Origin of the sequence: Candidatus Campylobacter infans (assembly GCF_013416015.1) — a bacterium.
GTDB classification, from domain to species: Bacteria; Campylobacterota; Campylobacteria; order Campylobacterales; family Campylobacteraceae; genus Campylobacter; species Campylobacter infans.
Map to the genome: position 1 here is coordinate 1,090,619 of NZ_CP049075.1, position 18,150 is coordinate 1,108,768.

Genomic DNA, 18,150 nt, shown 5'->3' on the forward strand with positions numbered 1-18,150 from the left:
TTTAAGCCTTATCACTTAAAAGCACCGCTATATAGCGCATTTGCTTGCTTTCATTTAGGGCTAATTTTATACTCATAGTTAATGGCACTGCTAAAAACGCCCCGCCAATCCCTAGCAAAAATCCCCAAAAAATCAAGCTAAGCACCACAGCAAGCGTAGAAATCCCAAGCCCAGAGCCTAAAAATCTAGGCTCGATAAAATTGCCTATTGCGATATTTACAATCAAATAAATAATAGCCAAATACAAAGCATAAATAGGTTCATTTACCAATAAACACATAAAAATCGCAGGCACCGCTGCTACTATGCTACCAACCGTTGGGATATAATTAAGCGCAAAAGCCAAAAATAACCAAATGCTAATATATGGAACATTAAAATAAATCAAAGCAGGTGCTAAAATAGCGGCCGTTGCGATCGATGAGGTGGTTTTAATGGCGATGTAATGGGTTAAATTTCTAGCAAAATTACCGACCACGCTTGAAGCAAAATCACCAAAACTAATAAATTTTTGAGCAAAAATCGGTGCTTCAAAAAGCATAAAAATCACTAATAAAAGCACTAAAAAGCTTTTAGTTACAATCTCGCTGGTGCTTTTTAAAATCCCAGTAGCTGAGCTAAAAATGCGCTCTACATTTAGTGAGATTAGCTCGTTTGCGTTAGTGTTTATGCCACGCTCTTGTAGCCATTGAAGCAAATTAGCAAGCACGCTTTCAAACTTAACGCGATAAATTGGCAAATCAGCCACAAAAGCACTAATTGTATTGCTTAAAACTCCACCAAGCAACCATAAAATCGTCCCAAAAATCCCTACCAAAAATACTATCGCAAGAGCGCGTGGCACGCGATAATGCGTTAAAATTCGCATCAAAGGCAAAACCGCCACGCTAATAAAAATCGCTAGCAAAAACGGCACAACCACGCTAGCTGCGGCATTTAATCCAGCACAAATGATCACAAAAGCAGCAAAGAGTTGAATGTGTTTCATAAAATACCTAAAAAATAAAATTTAAGCTAAAATTATAACTTAAATTTGGCATTATAATTGCTTAAAAAATCTCAAATTTTAATAAATTTTAATTTTGGCGATTTAGGACTAATTAAAATTTAAAAGGATCAAAATGACAAAACACGAATTAGGCAAACACATAGAAAATATCCTAGATAAAGGCGATAAAATCAGCATTTTTGAAAGAAATATTTTAGCAATTAGCACTTATTCGGCCACGCTCGCAAAAGAACTTTTAGAGATTAAAGAGAATAAAAATTTTAATGTTTATATGGGCGCTGATCCGCTAGCTTTAAACATAATTAACACAAAAAATTATGAATATTTATACAAAAATCCACTAGATGATGTTACAAAACAAATAAATGAATTTGAAAAAAAATATGCGCGCTATTTGGCTCTTTTTATTTACGGACTTGGCAATGGAGTGCTGATAAAATCGCTCTTAGCAAATGATAGCCACAAACGCATTATAGTTTTTGAGCCAGAAATTGAGATTATTTTTATAGTGCTAAACCTAATCGATTTTAGCATAGATTTACACCAAAATCGCCTAGTAATCGCGCATTCAAGCGTGTTTAGCCCATCGCATTATTATGCTATTGCTAGAATGGACGAGGTGCTTTCTAGTGCGAAATTATATGATTTATACATAAATTGCCCGTATTATTTAAGCTATAAAAATGATATGCTTAAAGTAAATCGCTTTATGAATGATGCGATAAAACAATGCATCCAAGAAATAGGCAACGACTGCACAGACGCACTCACAGGCATAAACCAAACCACAAAAAACATTCCTCAAATGCTAAAAAACCTAGCTATTTCAAGCATTATAAAAGCGCGCAAAAATAAAGTAAAAAGCGCCATTATCGTATCCACTGGCCCCAGCCTTGCAAAGCAGTTGCCTTTATTAAAAAAAGTGCGCGAACACGCAAGCGTTATTTGTGTAGATGCGAGCTACCCGATACTAAAAAAAGAAGGCATCGTGCCTGATTATGTAGTAAGCATTGAGCGCGTGCCAGCAACTAGTAAATTTTATAACTCCACGCCAAATGAATTTGATAAAGATATAATTTTTGTAATTTCAAGCTTGATGCACGAAGATACAGTAGCTAAAATGAAAGGGCGCAATGTTTCTTATACAATGCGACCATTAAATTATGAAAGAGGTTTTAAGGATAAAGATTTTGGCTACATGGGCTCAGGGCCATCAGCAGCGCATTTAGGGTTTGATTTAGCCTTAGCCTTAGGGCATAAAAAAGCCATTTTAATAGGCCAAGATTTAGCCTTTGGCGATAATGGCACGAGCCATTCAAAAGGGCATATTTTTACCGAAAGAGAAACCGATATAGAAAAAACAACTATCGAGCTTGCGCCAAAATATGGTGGCAAGGGCTTTGTTAAGACTAATACTTTTTGGAATTTATTTAGAAGATATTTTGAAAACTTAGCAATGCTACATCGCAAAGAAATCAAGCTTTATAATTGCACAGAAGGCGGAGCGCGCATTAGCGGAGTAGAAGAAAAACCATTTGAAAAACTAGTAGAAATAATCCTAAAAGAGCCAAAAAAACACCTAAAAGCTATAAAACCACTAAGCCAAAAACGCCAAGCTGCTAAATTGCAACGCTACCAAAAACACATAAAATCCACCCTGCGCTATGGTCAAAACCTACAAAAACGCGTAGAAAAGCTTTTTTCAGCCTTAGTAAAAGAAATTGAAAAAGTAAAACTCTTAAAACAACAAGGCAAAGAAAACAAAATCAATTACGCTCGCTTACAAGCTTTTAGCGATAAAGTTGATGTGATAAAAGATAGCCTAAGTGATAAAAGATTTTTAAGCAGTTATTTTACTATTTGTGGTGCTGCGCTTAAACATAAAGATTTAGATTTTGCTAAGCTTGTAGTGCGCCAAGCAGATACTTACGAGCAAAAATGCGAAAAACTTTATGAATGGGTTTGCTTACAAGCTCATTGGCTTTTTACCATAGCAGGTTATATAGATGTTACAAATGAAAACATCTTAAATCAATCAAAAGAATGGCTAGAAAAATAATTTTTTGGCAAGCTAAAATTTAAAATTTTAACTTTAAATTAGCTTGCTAAATCAACACACAAATTTTATAAAAGGCTGATTTTTACATATTTCTTACTTTTATTTTCGTAAAATAATATTTAATTAAAATTTTAAATTTTATCTTCTTGCTAGCTAAAAATTCCTTAACAACGCAGATTTATGCTATCATTGCGCGAAAATTTTAAGGAGAATAGATGAAGATTCTTAAACGCGCCCTAACCTTTGAAGATGTGCTTTTAGTGCCACAATATTCACAAATTTTGCCAAAAGAAGTAGATATTACAAGCAAACTTACAAAAAACATCTCTTTAAATGTGCCTTTAATTTCAGCTGCTATGGATACAGTTACAGAACACCGCGCAGCTATTATGATGGCGCGCATAGGTGGCATAGGCGTAATCCATAAAAATATGGATACACAAAGCCAAGCAAAAGAGGTGCGCCGTGTCAAAAAAAGTGAGAGTGGGATTATTTTTGATCCGGTTTTTATAAGCCCAAATGAAAGTGTGGCGCGCGCGTTAGAGATTATGAGCGAATACCACATTTCAGGTGTGCCAGTAGTTGATGAGGCTAAGATGCTTTTGGGCATTTTAACTAATAGAGATTTGCGCTTTGAGATAGATTATAAAAAACCAGTGCGCGAGGTTATGACAAAAATCCCACTAATTACCGCTCCAAAAGGTTGCACACTTGATGATGCGGAGAAAATTTTTGCTAATAATAAAGTAGAAAAATTACCTATTGTAGATGATGATGGTCGCTTAGAAGGCTTAATCACCATAAAAGATCTAAAAAAACGCAAAGAATACCCAAACGCAAATAAAGACAAATACGGCAGATTGCGCGTAGCAGCTGCTATTGGCGTGGGCGCGCTAGATAGAGCCTTAGAGCTAGCAAAAGCTGGCGCGGACGCACTTGTAATAGACAGCGCGCACGGACATACTAAGGGCATAATAGACACATTAAAAGAAATAAAAAAAGCCCTACCTGATATAGATGTAATAGTAGGAAATATAGCAAATCCAAAAGCTGTTGAGGATTTAATACAAGCAGGTGCTGATGGCATTAAAGTAGGCATTGGGCCAGGCTCGATTTGTACCACGCGCATAGTTGCAGGCGTTGGCGTACCACAAATCACAGCCATTAGCGACTGCGCTGAGGCTGCTAAAGGCTCAGGCGTGCCTATAATAGCAGATGGTGGTATAAAATACAGCGGCGATATAGCCAAAGCCTTAGCAGCTGGTGCTAGCTCTGTGATGATAGGTTCGTTATTTGCAGGCTGTGATGAAACGCCAGGCGAGCTAGTAACTTTCCAAGGCAGGCAGTATAAAAGCTATCGTGGCATGGGTTCAATCGCGGCTATGGCGCGTGGAAGCTCAGATAGGTATTTTCAAGAAGGCACGGCTGCTGAAAAGCTAGTGCCTGAGGGCATCGAAGGGCGCGTGCCTTACGCAGGTAGCATAAAAGCAGTAGCTCATCAATTACTTGGCGGGTTAAGAAGCTCGATGGGGTATTGTGGTAGCGCAAATATCACAGAATTTCAAACTAAGGCTGAGTTTGTAGAGATTACCTCAGCAGGCCTTAGAGAAAGCCACGCCCACGATGTAATAATCACGCAAGAAGCCCCAAATTACCGCGTTAAATAGCAAATTTACAGAGCGCTTGCTCTGTAAGCAATGATAAATTTTAAAATTTTTTCATTTAATAATAAATTTTAAAATTTGCTAATTTTAAAGATAAAATTAAAATTTCTTAGCCAAATTTTAAGATATTATTTTAAGGATAAAGTTTAAAATTTCTTAGATAAATTTTTAAAATTTGTGATTTTTAAGATAATTTTCAAATTTTAATCACGCTCTACCACTTAAAAGTGGCACAAACTCGCAAACATCAAGCTTTTGGCTTGTAATTTCATCGCCAAATTTTGTGTATTTTATTATGTTTTGTTGTTGGTTTTGGCCAACTGGTGCTACTAAAATCCCGCCATCTTTTAGCTGAGAAAAAAGGCGCTCAGGCACGCTCACACAGCCACAACTAAGCAAAATACGATCATAAGGCGCATAGCTACTCCAACCATTATTGCCATCATCAAAACGCACAAAAACATTATTTACCCCAAGCTCTTTAAAGCGCGCTTTTGCGGTATTTGCAAGCGTTTCTATGCGCTCAATGCTAAAAATTCTATGCGCCAAATGCGATAAAATCGCAGCTTGATAGCCAGAACCACAGCCTATTTCTAAAACATTATCGCAGTTTTTGGCATTTAAGGCTATGGTCATTTTAGCCACGGTTAGAGGCGAGCTAATCCACTGCCCGCTATCAATAGGATGAGCATCAAGGCTAAAAGGATCGGCAAATGATGGAGCAAAAATCGTGCGTGGGGTATTTGCAAAAGCTTGTTTAATATCTGGGCTAAGATTTAAAATTTCGCTGATTTGGTCGGCGAGTTTTGCGCATTTGGCAAGTTCTAGGGCTTGTATTTTCATGGGCGCGCATTATGCCAAAGTTTGTTTAAAATTTGCTTTTAATTTTAAGCTAGGGTTAAAATTTTGATTAAATTTAGCAAATTTTAGATAAAATCAACAATTTTGCTTTTAGGAACAATTATGAAAAACCGCATAATAATCGGCCTTGGCCTACTTTTAGCCTTTGTAATTTTGGCTTGTTTGGATATTTCGTGGATAAATTTTATACTTTTTGCCCTGCTTTTGTGTGCTTGCGTGAGCGAATCTTTAAAATTTTATAGCATAGAAAATCGCGCACTGGTTTTATTAAGCCTTGTATTTTTTACTTTTTTGCCTTTTATGAATGCTTTTTATGTGATTTTTTTAATGCTTGCAATAATTGCTGGCGCGCTAGCTTTAATCCAACATAAAGAGCCAAAAATCATTTTGCCATTTTTGTATCCAGTAGCGCCGATATTTTTGATGTTTGGCTTACTAAAAGATCAAGGTATGAGCGCGCTTGTTTGGCTTGTGCTTTGTATAGTAGCTAGCGATAGTGCGGCCTTTTTTGGCGGGAGATTTGCTAAGGCCAAAAATAAAGCGCACGCCCTTTGTCCATCAAGCCCAAACAAAAGCATAGAAGGCGCGCTAGCTGGTGTGATGGCTGGGGCAATTATAGGATATTTGTATGCGATAAATTTTATAGAAATTAACGAGCAAGCAATTAGCCATTTTAAAGCATTTGGGATTAGCATTTTAGTAGCGATTTTTGGGATTTTTGGCGATTTATTTGAGAGCTATTTAAAGCGCATTGCTGGCATCAAAGATAGCGGCACCTTGCTAGCAAGCCACGGCGGGCTGCTTGATAGGGTTGATGGGCTTTTATTTGGCGCGGTAGTGCTCGTTGTGGCCTTAGGATAATTAAGCGATGATAATACTAGGCTCAACAGGCTCAATAGGCCAAAACGCTCTAAAACTAGCAAAAGACCATAATATCAGCATTTTAGCCCTTGGAGCTAATAAAAATTACGAACTCTTAAACGCGCAAATCGCAAATTTTAAACCAAAACTAGTGTATATGGCCGATAAAAATTACGCAAAAAAAATCAGGCATAAGCGAGTATTTAGCGATTTGGCTGTGTTTATGAAAGCTTGCGATAGCCAATGTTGTAGCAAAAATACCACACTAATTAACGCTATTGTGGGCTTTGCCGGACTTATACCTAGTAAATTAGCCCAAGATTATGGCTTTAAGCTAGCCCTTGCAAATAAAGAAAGCTTGGTAGCTGGCGGGGCTTTTTTGCGCTGTGATGAGATTATGCCTATTGATAGCGAGCATTTTGGTTTAAAATTTTTATTAAGCAATAAATTTTGCGCCCCATCAAAGCTTATTATAACAGCATCGGGCGGAGCTGTGCGCAAGCTAAAAGCCAAACAAATCGCAAACCTAAGCCCAAAACTCGCCCTAAATCATCCCACTTGGGATATGGGCGCAAAAATCACCATAGATAGCGCAACAATGGCAAATAAACTCTTTGAAGTGCTTGAAGCTTTTTGGCTATATAAATGTAAAAATATTGACGCGCTTATTGAAAAAACCAGCACGATTCACGCTTTGATAGAATTTTATGATGGCTCAACCACAGCCCACATCAGCGCGCCTGATATGAAACTAGCAATAGCCCATGCCATCGGGCTTGAAAGCAGAATTTTATCGCCCCTAAATCTTGCTGATTTAACATTAAAATTTAAAAAAATAAACCTTAAAAAATATCCTATTTTCACGCTAAAAGATTATTTGCTAGATAACCCAAAACTTGGGGTTATAGTAAATGCAGCAAATGAGCAAATGGTGTATAAGTTTTTAAAAAATGAATGTGGTTTTTTAGATATTAGCAGGGCTTGTTTTAAAGCACTTGATAAGTTTGGTTCGGCAAAAATTTCGTGCTTTGGCGATATTTTAGAGCTTGATAAAAAAGTTAGAGAATTTCTAAGTAAATAAGGGCCCGTGATGATACTAGCCATAGAAAGTAGCTGTGATGATAGCTCGCTAGCTATAATGAGCTTAGATGATTATTCTTTGATCCATTATGAAAAACTAAGCCAAGAAATTTGGCACGAAAAATACGGCGGAGTTGTGCCTGAGCTAGCTTGTAGGCTTCATGTTAGTGCGATACCAGCGATGTTAGAGCGCGCAAAACCATATTTTAAGCAACTAAAAGCACTTTGTGCTACTAGCGAGCCAGGACTTAGCGTTAGTTTAATAGGTGGAATTTGTGCTGTGCGCGCTCTTAGCGTAGCGCTTAATCTAAAAGCCTTTGGCGTCAATCACCTAATCGGCCATATTTATTCGCTTTTTTTAACAAGCCAAATTAAATTACCACTTGGCGTGCTTTTGGTTAGTGGCGGGCATACTATGGTGCTTGAAATTAACCAAAACCGCGAAATATCCGTGCTTTGTGCTACTAGTGATGATAGTTTTGGAGAAAGTTTTGATAAGGTAGCAAAAATGCTAGATCTTGGCTATCCAGGTGGGGCTAGGATTGAAAATTTAGCCAAAAATGGCGATGATAAAGCCTTTAATTTTACCCTGCCATTAAAAGAGCAAAAACGCCTAGAATACAGCTTTTCAGGCCTTAAAAATCAAGTAAGACTAACAATACAAGAGCAAAAAAAATCAAATCTTTTACAAGATAGCATTTGTGATATTTGCGCTAGTTTTGAGCGCGTGGCTTGCTTGCATATTATGGATAAATTAGAGCGCATTTTTGCTTTGCGTGAGTTTAAGTATTTTGGCGTAGTTGGCGGAGCTAGCGCAAATGCTAGGCTTCGTGCTAGTATTTGCGAACTTTGCCTAAAACACGGCACGCAGGTGCTTTTTGCGCCTTTGGAGTTTTGTAGCGATAATGCTGCGATGATAGCGCGCGCAGGTGTGGATATATTTAAAAATAACGCATTTAGCGAGCAAATCACGCTAAGAGCAAGAAGCCAAATTGATAAAAGCAAGTTATTTTAAAATTTAGCCTAAATTTTAAAATTTGGCTTAAATTTTAATTACACAAGCACTAAAATTAGGCGTTTTAAGCTAAAAATGGCTAAAATACGCAATTTTGAGGTTAAAATGAAGCAAATTAGCTTAGCGCATTCACCAGATGCTGATGATATTTTTATGTATTCGGCTATAAAATTTGGCTGGTGCAATGCGCATAATTTAAAATTTCAAGCCAGCTCTGCTGATATACAAACGCTAAACACGGCATCTTTGCGTGGAGAATACGATATATGCGCTATTAGCTTTGGATTGTATCCGTTAATATGCGATGAATACGCGCTTTTACGCACGGCCATAAGCTTTGGGCAAGGATATGGGCCAAAGCTCATAAGGCGCAAGGATAAAATTTTAAAGCCAAATTTTAAGGTTGCGCTAAGCGGTGAAAACACGACAAATGCGTTGATTTTTCGTATAGCTTACCCAAAAGCGCGAATAATTTATAAAAATTTCTTGGATATTGAAAATGCTGTTTTAAGCAAAGAATGCGATGCTGGCGTGCTAATACATGAGAGCATTTTGGATTTTAATGATGAATTGTGCGTGGAGATGGAGCTTTGGGATTTATGGCAAGAATTAGCCGGCGATTCGCTACCATTGCCACTTGGCGGTATGTGCTTGCGCCGCTCTCTCCCACTTAGCGATGCCATAAATTGCGAAAAACTCTTAACACAAGCCGTAAGCGTGGCAAACTCGCATAAAAAAATGCTTAGCAAAATGCTAATGGAGCGAAATTTAGTACGCGTAAATGACGAAAAATTAGATATTTATTTAAGTTTATACGCAAACCAAAACTCAGTAGAATTAAGCCAAACACAAATAAAAGCCCTTGATAAGCTTTTTTATCTTGGCTTTAAACATGGCTTTTTTGCGCGTTTAATTACTTGCCAACCAAATCTCATACCGCGCGAGTATATGGATTATAGAAACTCTTAATTAAGGATAAAAAAATGCAAAGTGAATTAGTAGGACTTGGAGTGCAGACCTTTAAAATAGCACTTATTTTAGCCTTGCCGATGTTATTAAGCGGTTTGATTGCTGGTTTGATTATTAGTATTTTTCAAGCCACTACGCAAATAAATGAAATGACGCTTTCATTTGTGCCAAAAATTTTACTTGTGGTGGCGGTGCTTATTTTTTTAATGCCGTGGATGATGAATGAAATGATCGATTTTACGCGCTCCGTGCTTAATAAAATACCAACATTCATTCAATAAAGCTATGAGAATTGATTTTGCCAAATACAGCTCTGTAAAAATTGGTGGAGTATTAGATGTAGAGCAAATCACGCCAAATCAAAGCTTTGATGGCATTGTTATAGGCGGGGCAAATAATCTTTTAATAAGCCCGGATTTTTCAGGCAAGCTTGGCATTTTAAGCGATGAGTTTAATTATATAAAATGCGAAAATGGCTTATTAAAAATTGGAGCCAAAACAAGTTCAAAAGATATTTATAAATTTGCTAAAAATAATGATATTTCGGGCTTTGAAGCCATAGGTCAAATTCCTGGATTTTTAGGCGGACTAATTAAAATGAATGCTGGCTTAAAAGGGCTTAGCATTAGCGATAACCTAATAAGCCTAAATTGCGCTGGCAAAAGTTTAAGCAAAGATGAATGCGCTTTTGCGTATAGAAAAAGTGAAATTTCAGGCGTGATTTTTGAAGCAAGTTTTGAGTTAAGGCACGGCTTTAATGACGCTCTTAGCAAGAGTTTAAGGCTTGCGCGCTTAAATCAGCCAAGCGGGGCAAGCTTTGGATCTATTTTTAAAAATCCAAGCAATGATAGTGCTGGCAGGCTAATAGAAGCAGCCGGCTTAAAAGGCCATAAAATCGGCGCTTGCGAGCTTTCAAAAAAGCACGCTAATTTTTTAATAAATCACGGCAATGCTAGCTTTAATGATGCACTAATTCTAATAAATCTAGCAAAAAAACGCGTTTTTGAATGTTTTGGTATTTGTTTAGAAGAAGAGGTTGTTGTGCTTTATTAAAATTTAATTAACACAAAAGCTTCAAAAGCCAAAATATTGGCAAATTTTAAAATTTGCTCTGTGAAATTTTAAATAAATTAAAATTTAATCCAAAAATCTAAAAAAAATAAAATTTTATCAAGCTATTAAAGCGCGCCTTGCTGGGTAAATTTTAAAACTTTTATCAAAACGCTAAATAGAAAATTTTACATCTTGCTATATTTTTTTTTAATTTTTTCTAAGGTGCCGTTTGCTTTCATTTGCTTTAAAATTTCATTTACTTGGGCTAAAAGCTCGGGCTTGTTTTTAGAAATAGCGATGGCGAAATTTTCACTAAATAAGGGTGAGTTTATTTGTGCTAGTTTTGGAAAGGATTGTTTATAATCGGTGGAATTTCTAACTAATAATAACAAATCTATATCGCCTGATGTTAGAGCTTTTAGCGCGCTTTTTGTTTGTTTGAAAGTGATCACACTAGAATCATCAAAATATTTTATTGCATAATCTTTGGCGATTTTTTCGCTCAAAGTGCCTGCAATAGCGCCAATGCGTGATTGGCTTAGTTCTTTCATAACATCTATTAGCTCTTTTTCATTTTTAGCCTCTAATAAAACCTTGCCTGTATAATTTGTGCTATTTACTAAAATTTCAATATTTTCGCCGTGATAAATTTGGCTAAAATTTACAATTTTCTTGCTTTTATCATCTGGGCTTATAGCACAAATTGCGCCATCGACATCTACTGAGCTTACATATTCTATTAAATTATATTGTCCAGCACTTAAAAGCAAGAGCTTTGAATTGCTTGCATTTGCTATTTGTTGGATAATTTCTATATCAATGCCTTTTAATTGATTATTTTGCGTGTAAGAAAAAGGTTTATAAGTCCCACAAGTTACGATTATTAAATCTTTTTGTTTGCCACAAGAGCTTAGCAAAATACCAGCAAAAATTACCAAAATAGCTTTTTTAAACATTTCTTGCCTTTTTATATTTTTTCTTCATCTTTAAAAGCGCAAATTTCACTCCAAAAAGAGCTTAGCAAAAAAGCATAAGCACTAAGCGCACTTTGCTTTCTTATATAATCCCTATCGCCACTAAGATTTATTTTTTTAGAATACACACTTTGCTTTGATGCAGCAGCGATAAAAACCGTGCCAACTGGCTTTTCTAAGCTGCCACCGCCAGGTCCTGCTATCCCGCTAATAGCCAAGGCATAATCAGCCCCACAAAGATTTAGCGCACCTGTTGCCATCGCTTCTACACAAGGCGCGCTAACAGCGCCGTGTTCATTTAATATACTCTCATCTACATTTAGCCAAATATTTTTAATATAATTTGCATAACTTATCACCGAACCAGCAAAAATCTCGCTCACACCTGGAATTTGACCCAAAAGACAAGCCCCAAGCCCTGCTGTACAAGACTCAGCCAAGGTAATACTAGCTTTTATTTCTTTAAGGCGCGAAACTATAAACTCTACGATATTATCACTAGCTATAAAATGCCTGACAAAATTATTTTTAACCTCAGCCAAAAAGCCATCTAATTGTCCAAATTTTTGAGATATAGCCTTAACATAAACAAGATTTTCCAAAATATTACTAGCAATAATTTGGACATTATGAACCACGCCAAGCTCTTTAAGCACGGATAATGCGCTATTTTTATCAATATCAAGCAGATTAAAGCTAAGCATTTTGTCTTCTAAATGTAATAAAAAAGGCGGTAAAATTTGCGTAGGTATGGCTTTTAAAAGATTTATTTTTGCATTTTCAAGCTCTACTACAAAGCTATCTTTTGCTTCAAGTCTTGCTCTACTTGGTGCTAGCGTGGTGTCTTTTAACTCTAAGGTATCATTGCTTAGGGTAGATAAAATTTTAGCGATAGTAGAAAAGTTTGCATCGCTTGCTACGATGGTAATTATTTTAGTGTGTTTGGCGTATTTTTCTATTTTAAATGGCAGTTCGTTATCGCCATCTCGCACATAAAAAATCAACGCACTTTCACCAAAATGATGTAAATATTGAGAGCGAATATAAGCTAAAAAAAGCTCATTTATATGCAACTGCGAACCTACAATTAATAAAATATGTTTCATCTTGCCTCTTTTAAAAAATTTTGCATTTTAGCAAAATAAGCTTATTTTATGCAAGTATTGGCTACAATCGGCAATTTTTAAAATTTTCAAAAGGCGAAAATATGGATTATAAAGATACTTTGCGCTTGCCAAATACAAGCTTTGCTATGAGAGCAGATTTAAGCCAAAATGAAGCAAAACGCTTTACAAGCTGGGACGAAAAAAAAATCTATGAAAAAATGAAAAAGGCTAGAAAGAGCGTAGATTTCACGCTTCACGATGGCCCACCATATGCAAACGGCCATATTCACATCGGCCACGCTTTAAATAAAATTTTAAAAGACATTATAGTTAAAACGCATTATTTTAATGGCGAAGGCGTGCGCTTTACGCCAGGCTGGGACTGCCACGGCTTGCCTATTGAGCAACAAGTAGAAAACAAACTAGGCCAAGCTAAAAAAACAATGGAAAAATCAGCCATTAGAGAGCATTGTAGAGCCTGGGCTAAGGAATTTATACAAATACAAAAAAATGAGTTTAAAAGCCTTGGTTGCGTGGCTGATTGGGACGAGCCTTATCTTACGATGAAATTTGCCTTTGAGGCTGATATTTATAGAGCGCTTTGTGCTGTGGCTAAAAATGGGCTTTTGATTGAGCGTTCTAAGCCTGTTTTTTGGAGCTGGGCGGCGCGCTCAGCACTGGCTGAGGCCGAGGTGGAATATCAAGATAAAGAAGATTATAGTATTTTTGTAGCATTTGAGCTTGATGATGATGCTAGTAAAAAATTAGGCGTAAATGGCGCAAAAGCCGTTATTTGGACGACTACGCCTTGGACTTTACTAGCAAATCAAGGCATAAGCTTAAATCCAAATGAAACCTACATAATAAGCGAAGAAAATTTAATTTTTGCTAAGCCTTTGCTTGAAAATTTAGTAGCAAACGGGCTAACAAGTGGCAAGATTATAAAAGAGTTTAGCTCAAAAGAGCTTGAAGGCTTACACGCCATAAATCCGCTAAATGAAAGAAAATCGCTATTTATGTTAGGCGAGCATGTTTTAATGGATGGCGGCACTGGGCTAGTTCATACTGCCCCAGGACATGGCGAAGATGATTATTTTGTAAGCTTAAAATATGGCCTTGAGGTGCTAATGCCAGTTGATGAAAATGGTTGCTATGATGAAACCTTGCGCTCTAAAAAACTTTTAAAAGATGAACTTTTAGATGAGTTTATCGGCATGCATATTTTTAAGGCAAATGATAAAATAATAGAGCTTTTAGGCCAAAATGCGCTAAAAGTTGGCAAGTTTATACATAGCTATCCGCATTGTTGGCGCACGCATAAACCTGTAATTTATAGAGCCACTAAACAATGGTTTATCGCAATGGACGAGCCAAAATTAAATGGCAAAACACTAAGACAAGTTGCGCTTAAAGCCCTTGATGATGTGAAATTTTACCCTGAAAATGGCCGTAATCGCATAAGTTCAATGATAGAAAATCGCCCTGATTGGTGTATATCAAGACAGCGCGATTGGGGCGTGCCAATAGCGTTTTTTAGGCACAAAAGCACAAAAGAGCCGATTTTTGATGAAGCTGTGATGAGCCACATCGCAAATATTTTTGAAAAACAAGGTGCTGATGCGTGGTGGAGCATGCAAATAAGCGAACTTTTACCAAGTAATAGCGCATATAACGCAGATGAGCTTGAAAAAGTTTATGATATTTTAGATGTTTGGTTTGATAGTGGTAGCACCTGGAATGCTGTGCTAAAAAGCGGGCGTTATGATAGTGGCACTTACCCAAGCTCGATGTATTTAGAAGGTAGCGATCAGCACCGCGGATGGTTTCAAAGCTCACTTTTACTAAGCTGTGCCATAAACGCGCACGCTCCGTATAAAAGCGTGCTAACACATGGCTTTACCGTAGATGCCAAGGGCGAAAAAATGAGCAAATCAAAAGGCAATGTCGTAGCCCCTGATAAAATCGCAAAGGAATTTGGCGTAGAAATTTTACGCCTTTGGGTTGGGCTTAGCGATTATTCGGGTGATTTAAAAATTAGCAATGATATTTTAAAGCAAAATACCGAGCAATACCGCAAAATCCGCAATACAATCCGCTTTTTACTAGCTAATATTAATGATTTAAACACAAACCTAAACGAAGCTAAAAAAGCAAATTTTACTTTGATAGATAAATGGATATTAAATAAAGCAAGTGCTGTATTTAGCGATGTTGGTGAGTGTTTTAGGGCTTATGATTTTGCAAAAGGCTTTAATGGGCTTTTAAATTTTTTAAGCAGTGATTTGAGTGGAATTTACCTTGATATTTGTAAAGATAGACTTTATTGCGATCATATAAACTCAGCGCGCAGATATAGCGCACAATGTGCTATGGCATTAATTGCTAGATCTTTGCTAGCTTTAATCGCGCCTGTGCTTACATACACGGTTGATGAGGCCATGCATTCAGCCCCTAGCGTGCTAAAAGAAAATATGCAAGATGCCTTTGATTTAACGCAATATCCGCTAAATTTTAATTACGAAATAGAAGATAATTTACTTCTAGCAAGCCGTGAAAAACTAAATGAAATAGTAGATTCTCTCAAAAAACAAAAACTTATAAAATCTACCTTGGAGCTTGAAATAATCACAAATAGTAGGCGCATTTTAGCTATGAATGAAAACAATGGTGGCGATATACAAGATTGGTATATGGTAAGTGCCATAATGGCTGATGGCGAGGGTGAAATTTTAGGCGAGTTTGAATGCGAAGAGGCAAATTTCCGTATCATCAAAAGCAAAGCTCACAAATGCCCGCGTTGCTGGAAACTAGCAAGCACACAAGAAAACACGCTTTGTGTGCGTTGTGATGAAGCATTAAGAGCTTAATATGAATGAGCCAGTAAGCTTTATGCTCATAATAATTACCATAGTAATATTAATGGCTATTACAGCCTTTGGCGTGTATTTTGTAAATAAAAGGAAAGTAAAATGATCAGTTTAAAACAAGCCCTAAAACTAAGCGCAAGCCAAATTAGCGCGCTAAGAGCCGAGCTTAAAGAAAAAATCAAAGCCAACAACGAACTTGGCGCGTATATCGAGCAATTAACCAACACGGATTTAAGCGAGCAATACTCTGGCGTGCCTATTGCCATAAAAGACAATATTCAAGTAAAAGATTGGGCCATTACTAGTTGTTCTAAAATTTTACAAGGCTACATAGCACCTTATAATGCCACAGTAATTGAAAAGCTTTTAAATGCTGGGCTTGCTCCATTTGGGCGCACAAATATGGATGAGTTTGCTATGGGTAGCACGACAGAATCTAGCTTTTATGGCAAAACACTAAACCCACTAGATCATACACGCGTCCCAGGCGGTAGCAGTGGTGGTAGCGCAGCAGCAGTTGGCGCTGGACTTGCCATAGCCGCACTTGGTAGCGATACTGGCGGCTCTATCCGCCAGCCAGCGGCCTTTTGTGGATGTGTAGGCTTTAAACCAAGCTATGGCAGGGTTAGTCGCTATGGCTTAGCTGCTTATTCAAGCAGCTTAGATCAAATAGGCCCAATTACGCAAAATGTCGAAGACGCCGCCATTTTATACAATATCATCGCAGGCCATGATGAAAAAGACAGCACTAGTTTAAATCAAAATTTCACGCCATCAGCCCCAGCTCTTAATCCAAACCGCAAACTAAAAATTGCTTTAATTAAAAATTACACAGACGAAGCAGATGCAGAGGTTAAAAACGCCATCTACAAAGCCGCCGATGCGCTAAAATCAGCAGGCCACGAAATAAAACAATGCCAGCTAAGTAGCGCAAAATACGCTATTGCAGCATATTATATCATCGCCACAGCCGAAGCTAGCGCAAATCTTAGCCGTTATGATGGCGTAAGGTATGGCAAACGCGCAGATTGCGATAATTTAAAAGATATGTATGCGCTTACGCGTGGCGAGGGCTTTGGGAGCGAGGTTAAGCGCAGAATGCTTTTGGGAACCTTTGTGCTAAGTAGCGGGTATTATGATGCTTATTACATTAAAGCTCAAAAAGCGCGCGCTTTTATTGCCAAGGCTTATGCTAGCATTTTAGATGATGCGGATTTGCTTTTAATGCCTGTAACGCCAAATGCGGCGTATAAATTTGGCGAGCTAAAAGATCCGCTAAAAGCGTATTTAAGCGATGTTTATACGGTTAGTGTAAATCTTGCTGGCTTGCCAGCTATTAGCGTGCCAGTGGCTAAAAATGCCGATGGATTAAGCATTTCAGCTCAGTTAATAGGTGGCGCATTTAATGATCAAAGCGTGCTAGATGGCGCCCTTTGCTTAGAGCAAATGCTAAAAAATTAACAAAAGGCAAACAATGAATGAAACAAATTTTAAATTACAGGGGGTTCTCCCAACTCGAAAATAGCATAAACACCATAAATCACAATATTTTAGCCTTACACAGACAATTAAATTTTATACAAACTTTACTTCTTAAAAATTCTAGTTTAAATGCCATTTTTGATAGCATTTATGAGACGAATTTATGGGGTAATGGTAGCGGCAGTGGCTCAAAAGAAACCTTAAATCAAGGCTATGTCGCGTTTTTACAAAATTTTATGCGCGAGAGTTTAATTTCTAGCGTGGTTGATGTAGGTTGTGGTGATTGGCAATTTTCTAAAAATATTGATTTTAGCAATATTTACTACACAGGCTATGATGTAGCTAGCTTTGTAATAAACGCCAACAACGCAAAATATGCCAAAGATAATATCACTTTTGAGCATTATGATGGCGATTTTAGCCAAATTAAAAGTGCTGATTTGTTGCTTTGTAAAGATGTGCTCCAACATCTACCTACTAGCAAAATACACGAATTTATCAGCATTTTACCTAAGTTTAAATACGCCTTAATCACAAACGATATCGCAAATAAACAAATCGCAAATTTTGAAAACAAGCAAATAGCTCCAGGACAATACAGACCGCTTGATTTAAGAAAAGCACCTTTTAATCTTAATTTAGAGCCTGTATTTATGATAACAAGAATGCCCGCCGAACCCGATATTTGCGTAATGCTATATAAAAATGAAAAATTTTAAAACTAATTTTGATTTATAAAAATAACTTTGCTAAGCACTTGTTACTTGCGCGAATTTTAAATGAATTTAGTTTAAAATTTTATTCTTAATTATAAATTAAATTTTTAATCTTATATCTTGCCATTAATTTTTAAAATAGCTTTAAACTCAGCTATATTGGTATCCCAGCCGTTTTTTAAAAAGGGCATAAACGGCTCTTTATCGCTACTTTTATGATAAAGCGCAAAAGGCAAGGTGCCGATAGTTTGCGAGAGCAAATTAACACACGCATAAACTGCGCTGATTTTGGTTGCTTCATTTGCGCTGAGTGGGGTTGTTTTGTTTTGTAAAAATTCGCTTAACCCTAGCTCGCTATCATTGCGCGTAAAAATGCCGATGTGGGCGTGAGTTTGCGGGGCTTTTTGCTTTGATTTAAAAAAATTTATCATTCT

General features: G+C 37.1%; 16 protein-coding genes. 11 read left to right on the forward strand and 5 right to left on the reverse strand.

Annotated elements, in window-relative coordinates:
* Position 1: 1 nt before the first annotated feature.
* On the reverse strand, positions 2-988 hold the full coding sequence (locus tag CINF_RS05500; RefSeq protein ID WP_179974791.1) for an AI-2E family transporter: 987 nt from the start codon (positions 986-988) through the stop codon (positions 2-4).
* A 133-nt stretch (positions 989-1,121) separates the two neighbouring features.
* Between CINF_RS05500 and CINF_RS05505 the strand changes: the two genes are divergently transcribed.
* Both CINF_RS05505 and guaB read left to right on the forward strand, forming a co-directional pair.
* Complete coding sequence (locus CINF_RS05505; RefSeq protein WP_179974792.1) at positions 1,122-3,068, forward strand: motility associated factor glycosyltransferase family protein; 1,947 nt, start codon at positions 1,122-1,124, stop codon at positions 3,066-3,068.
* A 215-nt stretch (positions 3,069-3,283) separates the two neighbouring features.
* On the forward strand, positions 3,284-4,735 hold the full coding sequence (gene guaB / locus CINF_RS05510) for an IMP dehydrogenase (protein ID WP_179974793.1): 1,452 nt from the start codon (positions 3,284-3,286) through the stop codon (positions 4,733-4,735).
* Between the two features lie 204 nt (positions 4,736-4,939).
* Here guaB and CINF_RS05515 read toward each other — a convergent pair whose 3' ends face one another.
* Positions 4,940-5,569, reverse strand: coding sequence for a protein-L-isoaspartate(D-aspartate) O-methyltransferase (locus CINF_RS05515; protein ID WP_179975946.1), 630 nt, complete (start codon positions 5,567-5,569; stop codon positions 4,940-4,942).
* Positions 5,570-5,695: 126 nt separating this feature from the next.
* Here CINF_RS05515 and CINF_RS05520 point away from each other — a divergent pair, with 126 nt between their 5' ends.
* The 6 genes from CINF_RS05520 to CINF_RS05545 all read left to right on the forward strand — a co-directional run bounded on the left by CINF_RS05520 (position 5,696) and on the right by CINF_RS05545 (position 10,571).
* Positions 5,696-6,454, forward strand: a complete 759-nt coding sequence (locus tag CINF_RS05520; protein WP_179974794.1) for a phosphatidate cytidylyltransferase — start codon at positions 5,696-5,698, stop codon at positions 6,452-6,454.
* Between the two features lie 7 nt (positions 6,455-6,461).
* Entirely contained in the window at positions 6,462-7,535 is a 1,074-nt protein-coding gene (locus CINF_RS05525) for a 1-deoxy-D-xylulose-5-phosphate reductoisomerase (RefSeq protein ID WP_178697193.1), read from the forward strand.
* Between the two features lie 9 nt (positions 7,536-7,544).
* Positions 7,545-8,549, forward strand: coding sequence for a tRNA (adenosine(37)-N6)-threonylcarbamoyltransferase complex transferase subunit TsaD (gene tsaD / locus CINF_RS05530; RefSeq protein ID WP_179974795.1), 1,005 nt, complete (start codon positions 7,545-7,547; stop codon positions 8,547-8,549).
* A 105-nt stretch (positions 8,550-8,654) separates the two neighbouring features.
* Positions 8,655-9,518: a menaquinone biosynthesis family protein gene (locus tag CINF_RS05535; protein WP_179975947.1), complete on the forward strand. Its 864-nt coding sequence runs from the start codon at positions 8,655-8,657 to the stop codon at positions 9,516-9,518.
* A 14-nt stretch (positions 9,519-9,532) separates the two neighbouring features.
* Positions 9,533-9,799: a flagellar biosynthesis protein FliQ gene (gene fliQ, locus CINF_RS05540; protein WP_178697195.1), complete on the forward strand. Its 267-nt coding sequence runs from the start codon at positions 9,533-9,535 to the stop codon at positions 9,797-9,799.
* Between the two features lie 4 nt (positions 9,800-9,803).
* Complete coding sequence (locus CINF_RS05545) at positions 9,804-10,571, forward strand: UDP-N-acetylmuramate dehydrogenase (protein ID WP_179974796.1); 768 nt, start codon at positions 9,804-9,806, stop codon at positions 10,569-10,571.
* 185 nt (positions 10,572-10,756) lie between these two features.
* Here the strand turns inward: CINF_RS05545 and CINF_RS05550 are convergent, their stop codons facing one another.
* Positions 10,757-11,527 (reverse strand): substrate-binding periplasmic protein, encoded by a 771-nt coding sequence (locus tag CINF_RS05550; protein ID WP_179974797.1) that lies wholly within the window; start codon positions 11,525-11,527, stop codon positions 10,757-10,759.
* Between the two features lie 11 nt (positions 11,528-11,538).
* Complete coding sequence (locus tag CINF_RS05555; RefSeq protein ID WP_179974798.1) at positions 11,539-12,651, reverse strand: CinA family protein; 1,113 nt, start codon at positions 12,649-12,651, stop codon at positions 11,539-11,541.
* A gap of 101 nt (positions 12,652-12,752) precedes the next feature.
* On the opposite strand from CINF_RS05555, the gene ileS reads away from it, so the two are divergent.
* The 3 genes from ileS to CINF_RS05570 all read left to right on the forward strand — a co-directional run bounded on the left by ileS (position 12,753) and on the right by CINF_RS05570 (position 17,719).
* Positions 12,753-15,518, forward strand: a complete 2,766-nt coding sequence (gene ileS, locus CINF_RS05560; protein WP_179974799.1) for an isoleucine--tRNA ligase — start codon at positions 12,753-12,755, stop codon at positions 15,516-15,518.
* Positions 15,519-15,620: 102 nt separating this feature from the next.
* Positions 15,621-16,979 (forward strand): Asp-tRNA(Asn)/Glu-tRNA(Gln) amidotransferase subunit GatA, encoded by a 1,359-nt coding sequence (gene gatA / locus CINF_RS05565; RefSeq protein ID WP_179974800.1) that lies wholly within the window; start codon positions 15,621-15,623, stop codon positions 16,977-16,979.
* 17 nt (positions 16,980-16,996) lie between these two features.
* Entirely contained in the window at positions 16,997-17,719 is a 723-nt protein-coding gene (locus tag CINF_RS05570) for a class I SAM-dependent methyltransferase (RefSeq protein ID WP_179974801.1), read from the forward strand.
* A gap of 110 nt (positions 17,720-17,829) precedes the next feature.
* On the opposite strand, the gene CINF_RS05575 is transcribed toward CINF_RS05570, so the two are convergent.
* A complete protein-coding gene (locus CINF_RS05575) occupies positions 17,830-18,147 on the reverse strand; it encodes a hypothetical protein (RefSeq protein WP_179974802.1) in 318 nt (105 codons plus the stop codon).
* Positions 18,148-18,150 lie beyond the last annotated feature (3 nt).

Bases quoted from the DNA above. Each gene is read 5' to 3' on its own strand.
- CINF_RS05500 (WP_179974791.1), bottom strand. From the start codon at position 988: ATGAAACACATTCAACTCTTTGCTGCTTTTGTGATCATTTGTGCTGGA.
- CINF_RS05505 (WP_179974792.1), top strand. From the start codon at position 1,122: ATGACAAAACACGAATTAGGCAAACACATAGAAAATATCCTAGATAAA.
- guaB (WP_179974793.1), top strand. From the start codon at position 3,284: ATGAAGATTCTTAAACGCGCCCTAACCTTTGAAGATGTGCTTTTAGTG.
- CINF_RS05520 (WP_179974794.1), top strand. From the start codon at position 5,696: ATGAAAAACCGCATAATAATCGGCCTTGGCCTACTTTTAGCCTTTGTA.
- CINF_RS05525 (WP_178697193.1), top strand. From the start codon at position 6,462: ATGATAATACTAGGCTCAACAGGCTCAATAGGCCAAAACGCTCTAAAA.
- tsaD (WP_179974795.1), top strand. From the start codon at position 7,545: ATGATACTAGCCATAGAAAGTAGCTGTGATGATAGCTCGCTAGCTATA.
- CINF_RS05535 (WP_179975947.1), top strand. From the start codon at position 8,655: ATGAAGCAAATTAGCTTAGCGCATTCACCAGATGCTGATGATATTTTT.
- fliQ (WP_178697195.1), top strand. From the start codon at position 9,533: ATGCAAAGTGAATTAGTAGGACTTGGAGTGCAGACCTTTAAAATAGCA.
- CINF_RS05545 (WP_179974796.1), top strand. From the start codon at position 9,804: ATGAGAATTGATTTTGCCAAATACAGCTCTGTAAAAATTGGTGGAGTA.
- CINF_RS05550 (WP_179974797.1), bottom strand. From the start codon at position 11,527: ATGTTTAAAAAAGCTATTTTGGTAATTTTTGCTGGTATTTTGCTAAGC.
- CINF_RS05555 (WP_179974798.1), bottom strand. From the start codon at position 12,651: ATGAAACATATTTTATTAATTGTAGGTTCGCAGTTGCATATAAATGAG.
- ileS (WP_179974799.1), top strand. From the start codon at position 12,753: ATGGATTATAAAGATACTTTGCGCTTGCCAAATACAAGCTTTGCTATG.
- gatA (WP_179974800.1), top strand. From the start codon at position 15,621: ATGATCAGTTTAAAACAAGCCCTAAAACTAAGCGCAAGCCAAATTAGC.
- CINF_RS05570 (WP_179974801.1), top strand. From the start codon at position 16,997: ATGAAACAAATTTTAAATTACAGGGGGTTCTCCCAACTCGAAAATAGC.
- CINF_RS05575 (WP_179974802.1), bottom strand. From the start codon at position 18,147: ATGATAAATTTTTTTAAATCAAAGCAAAAAGCCCCGCAAACTCACGCC.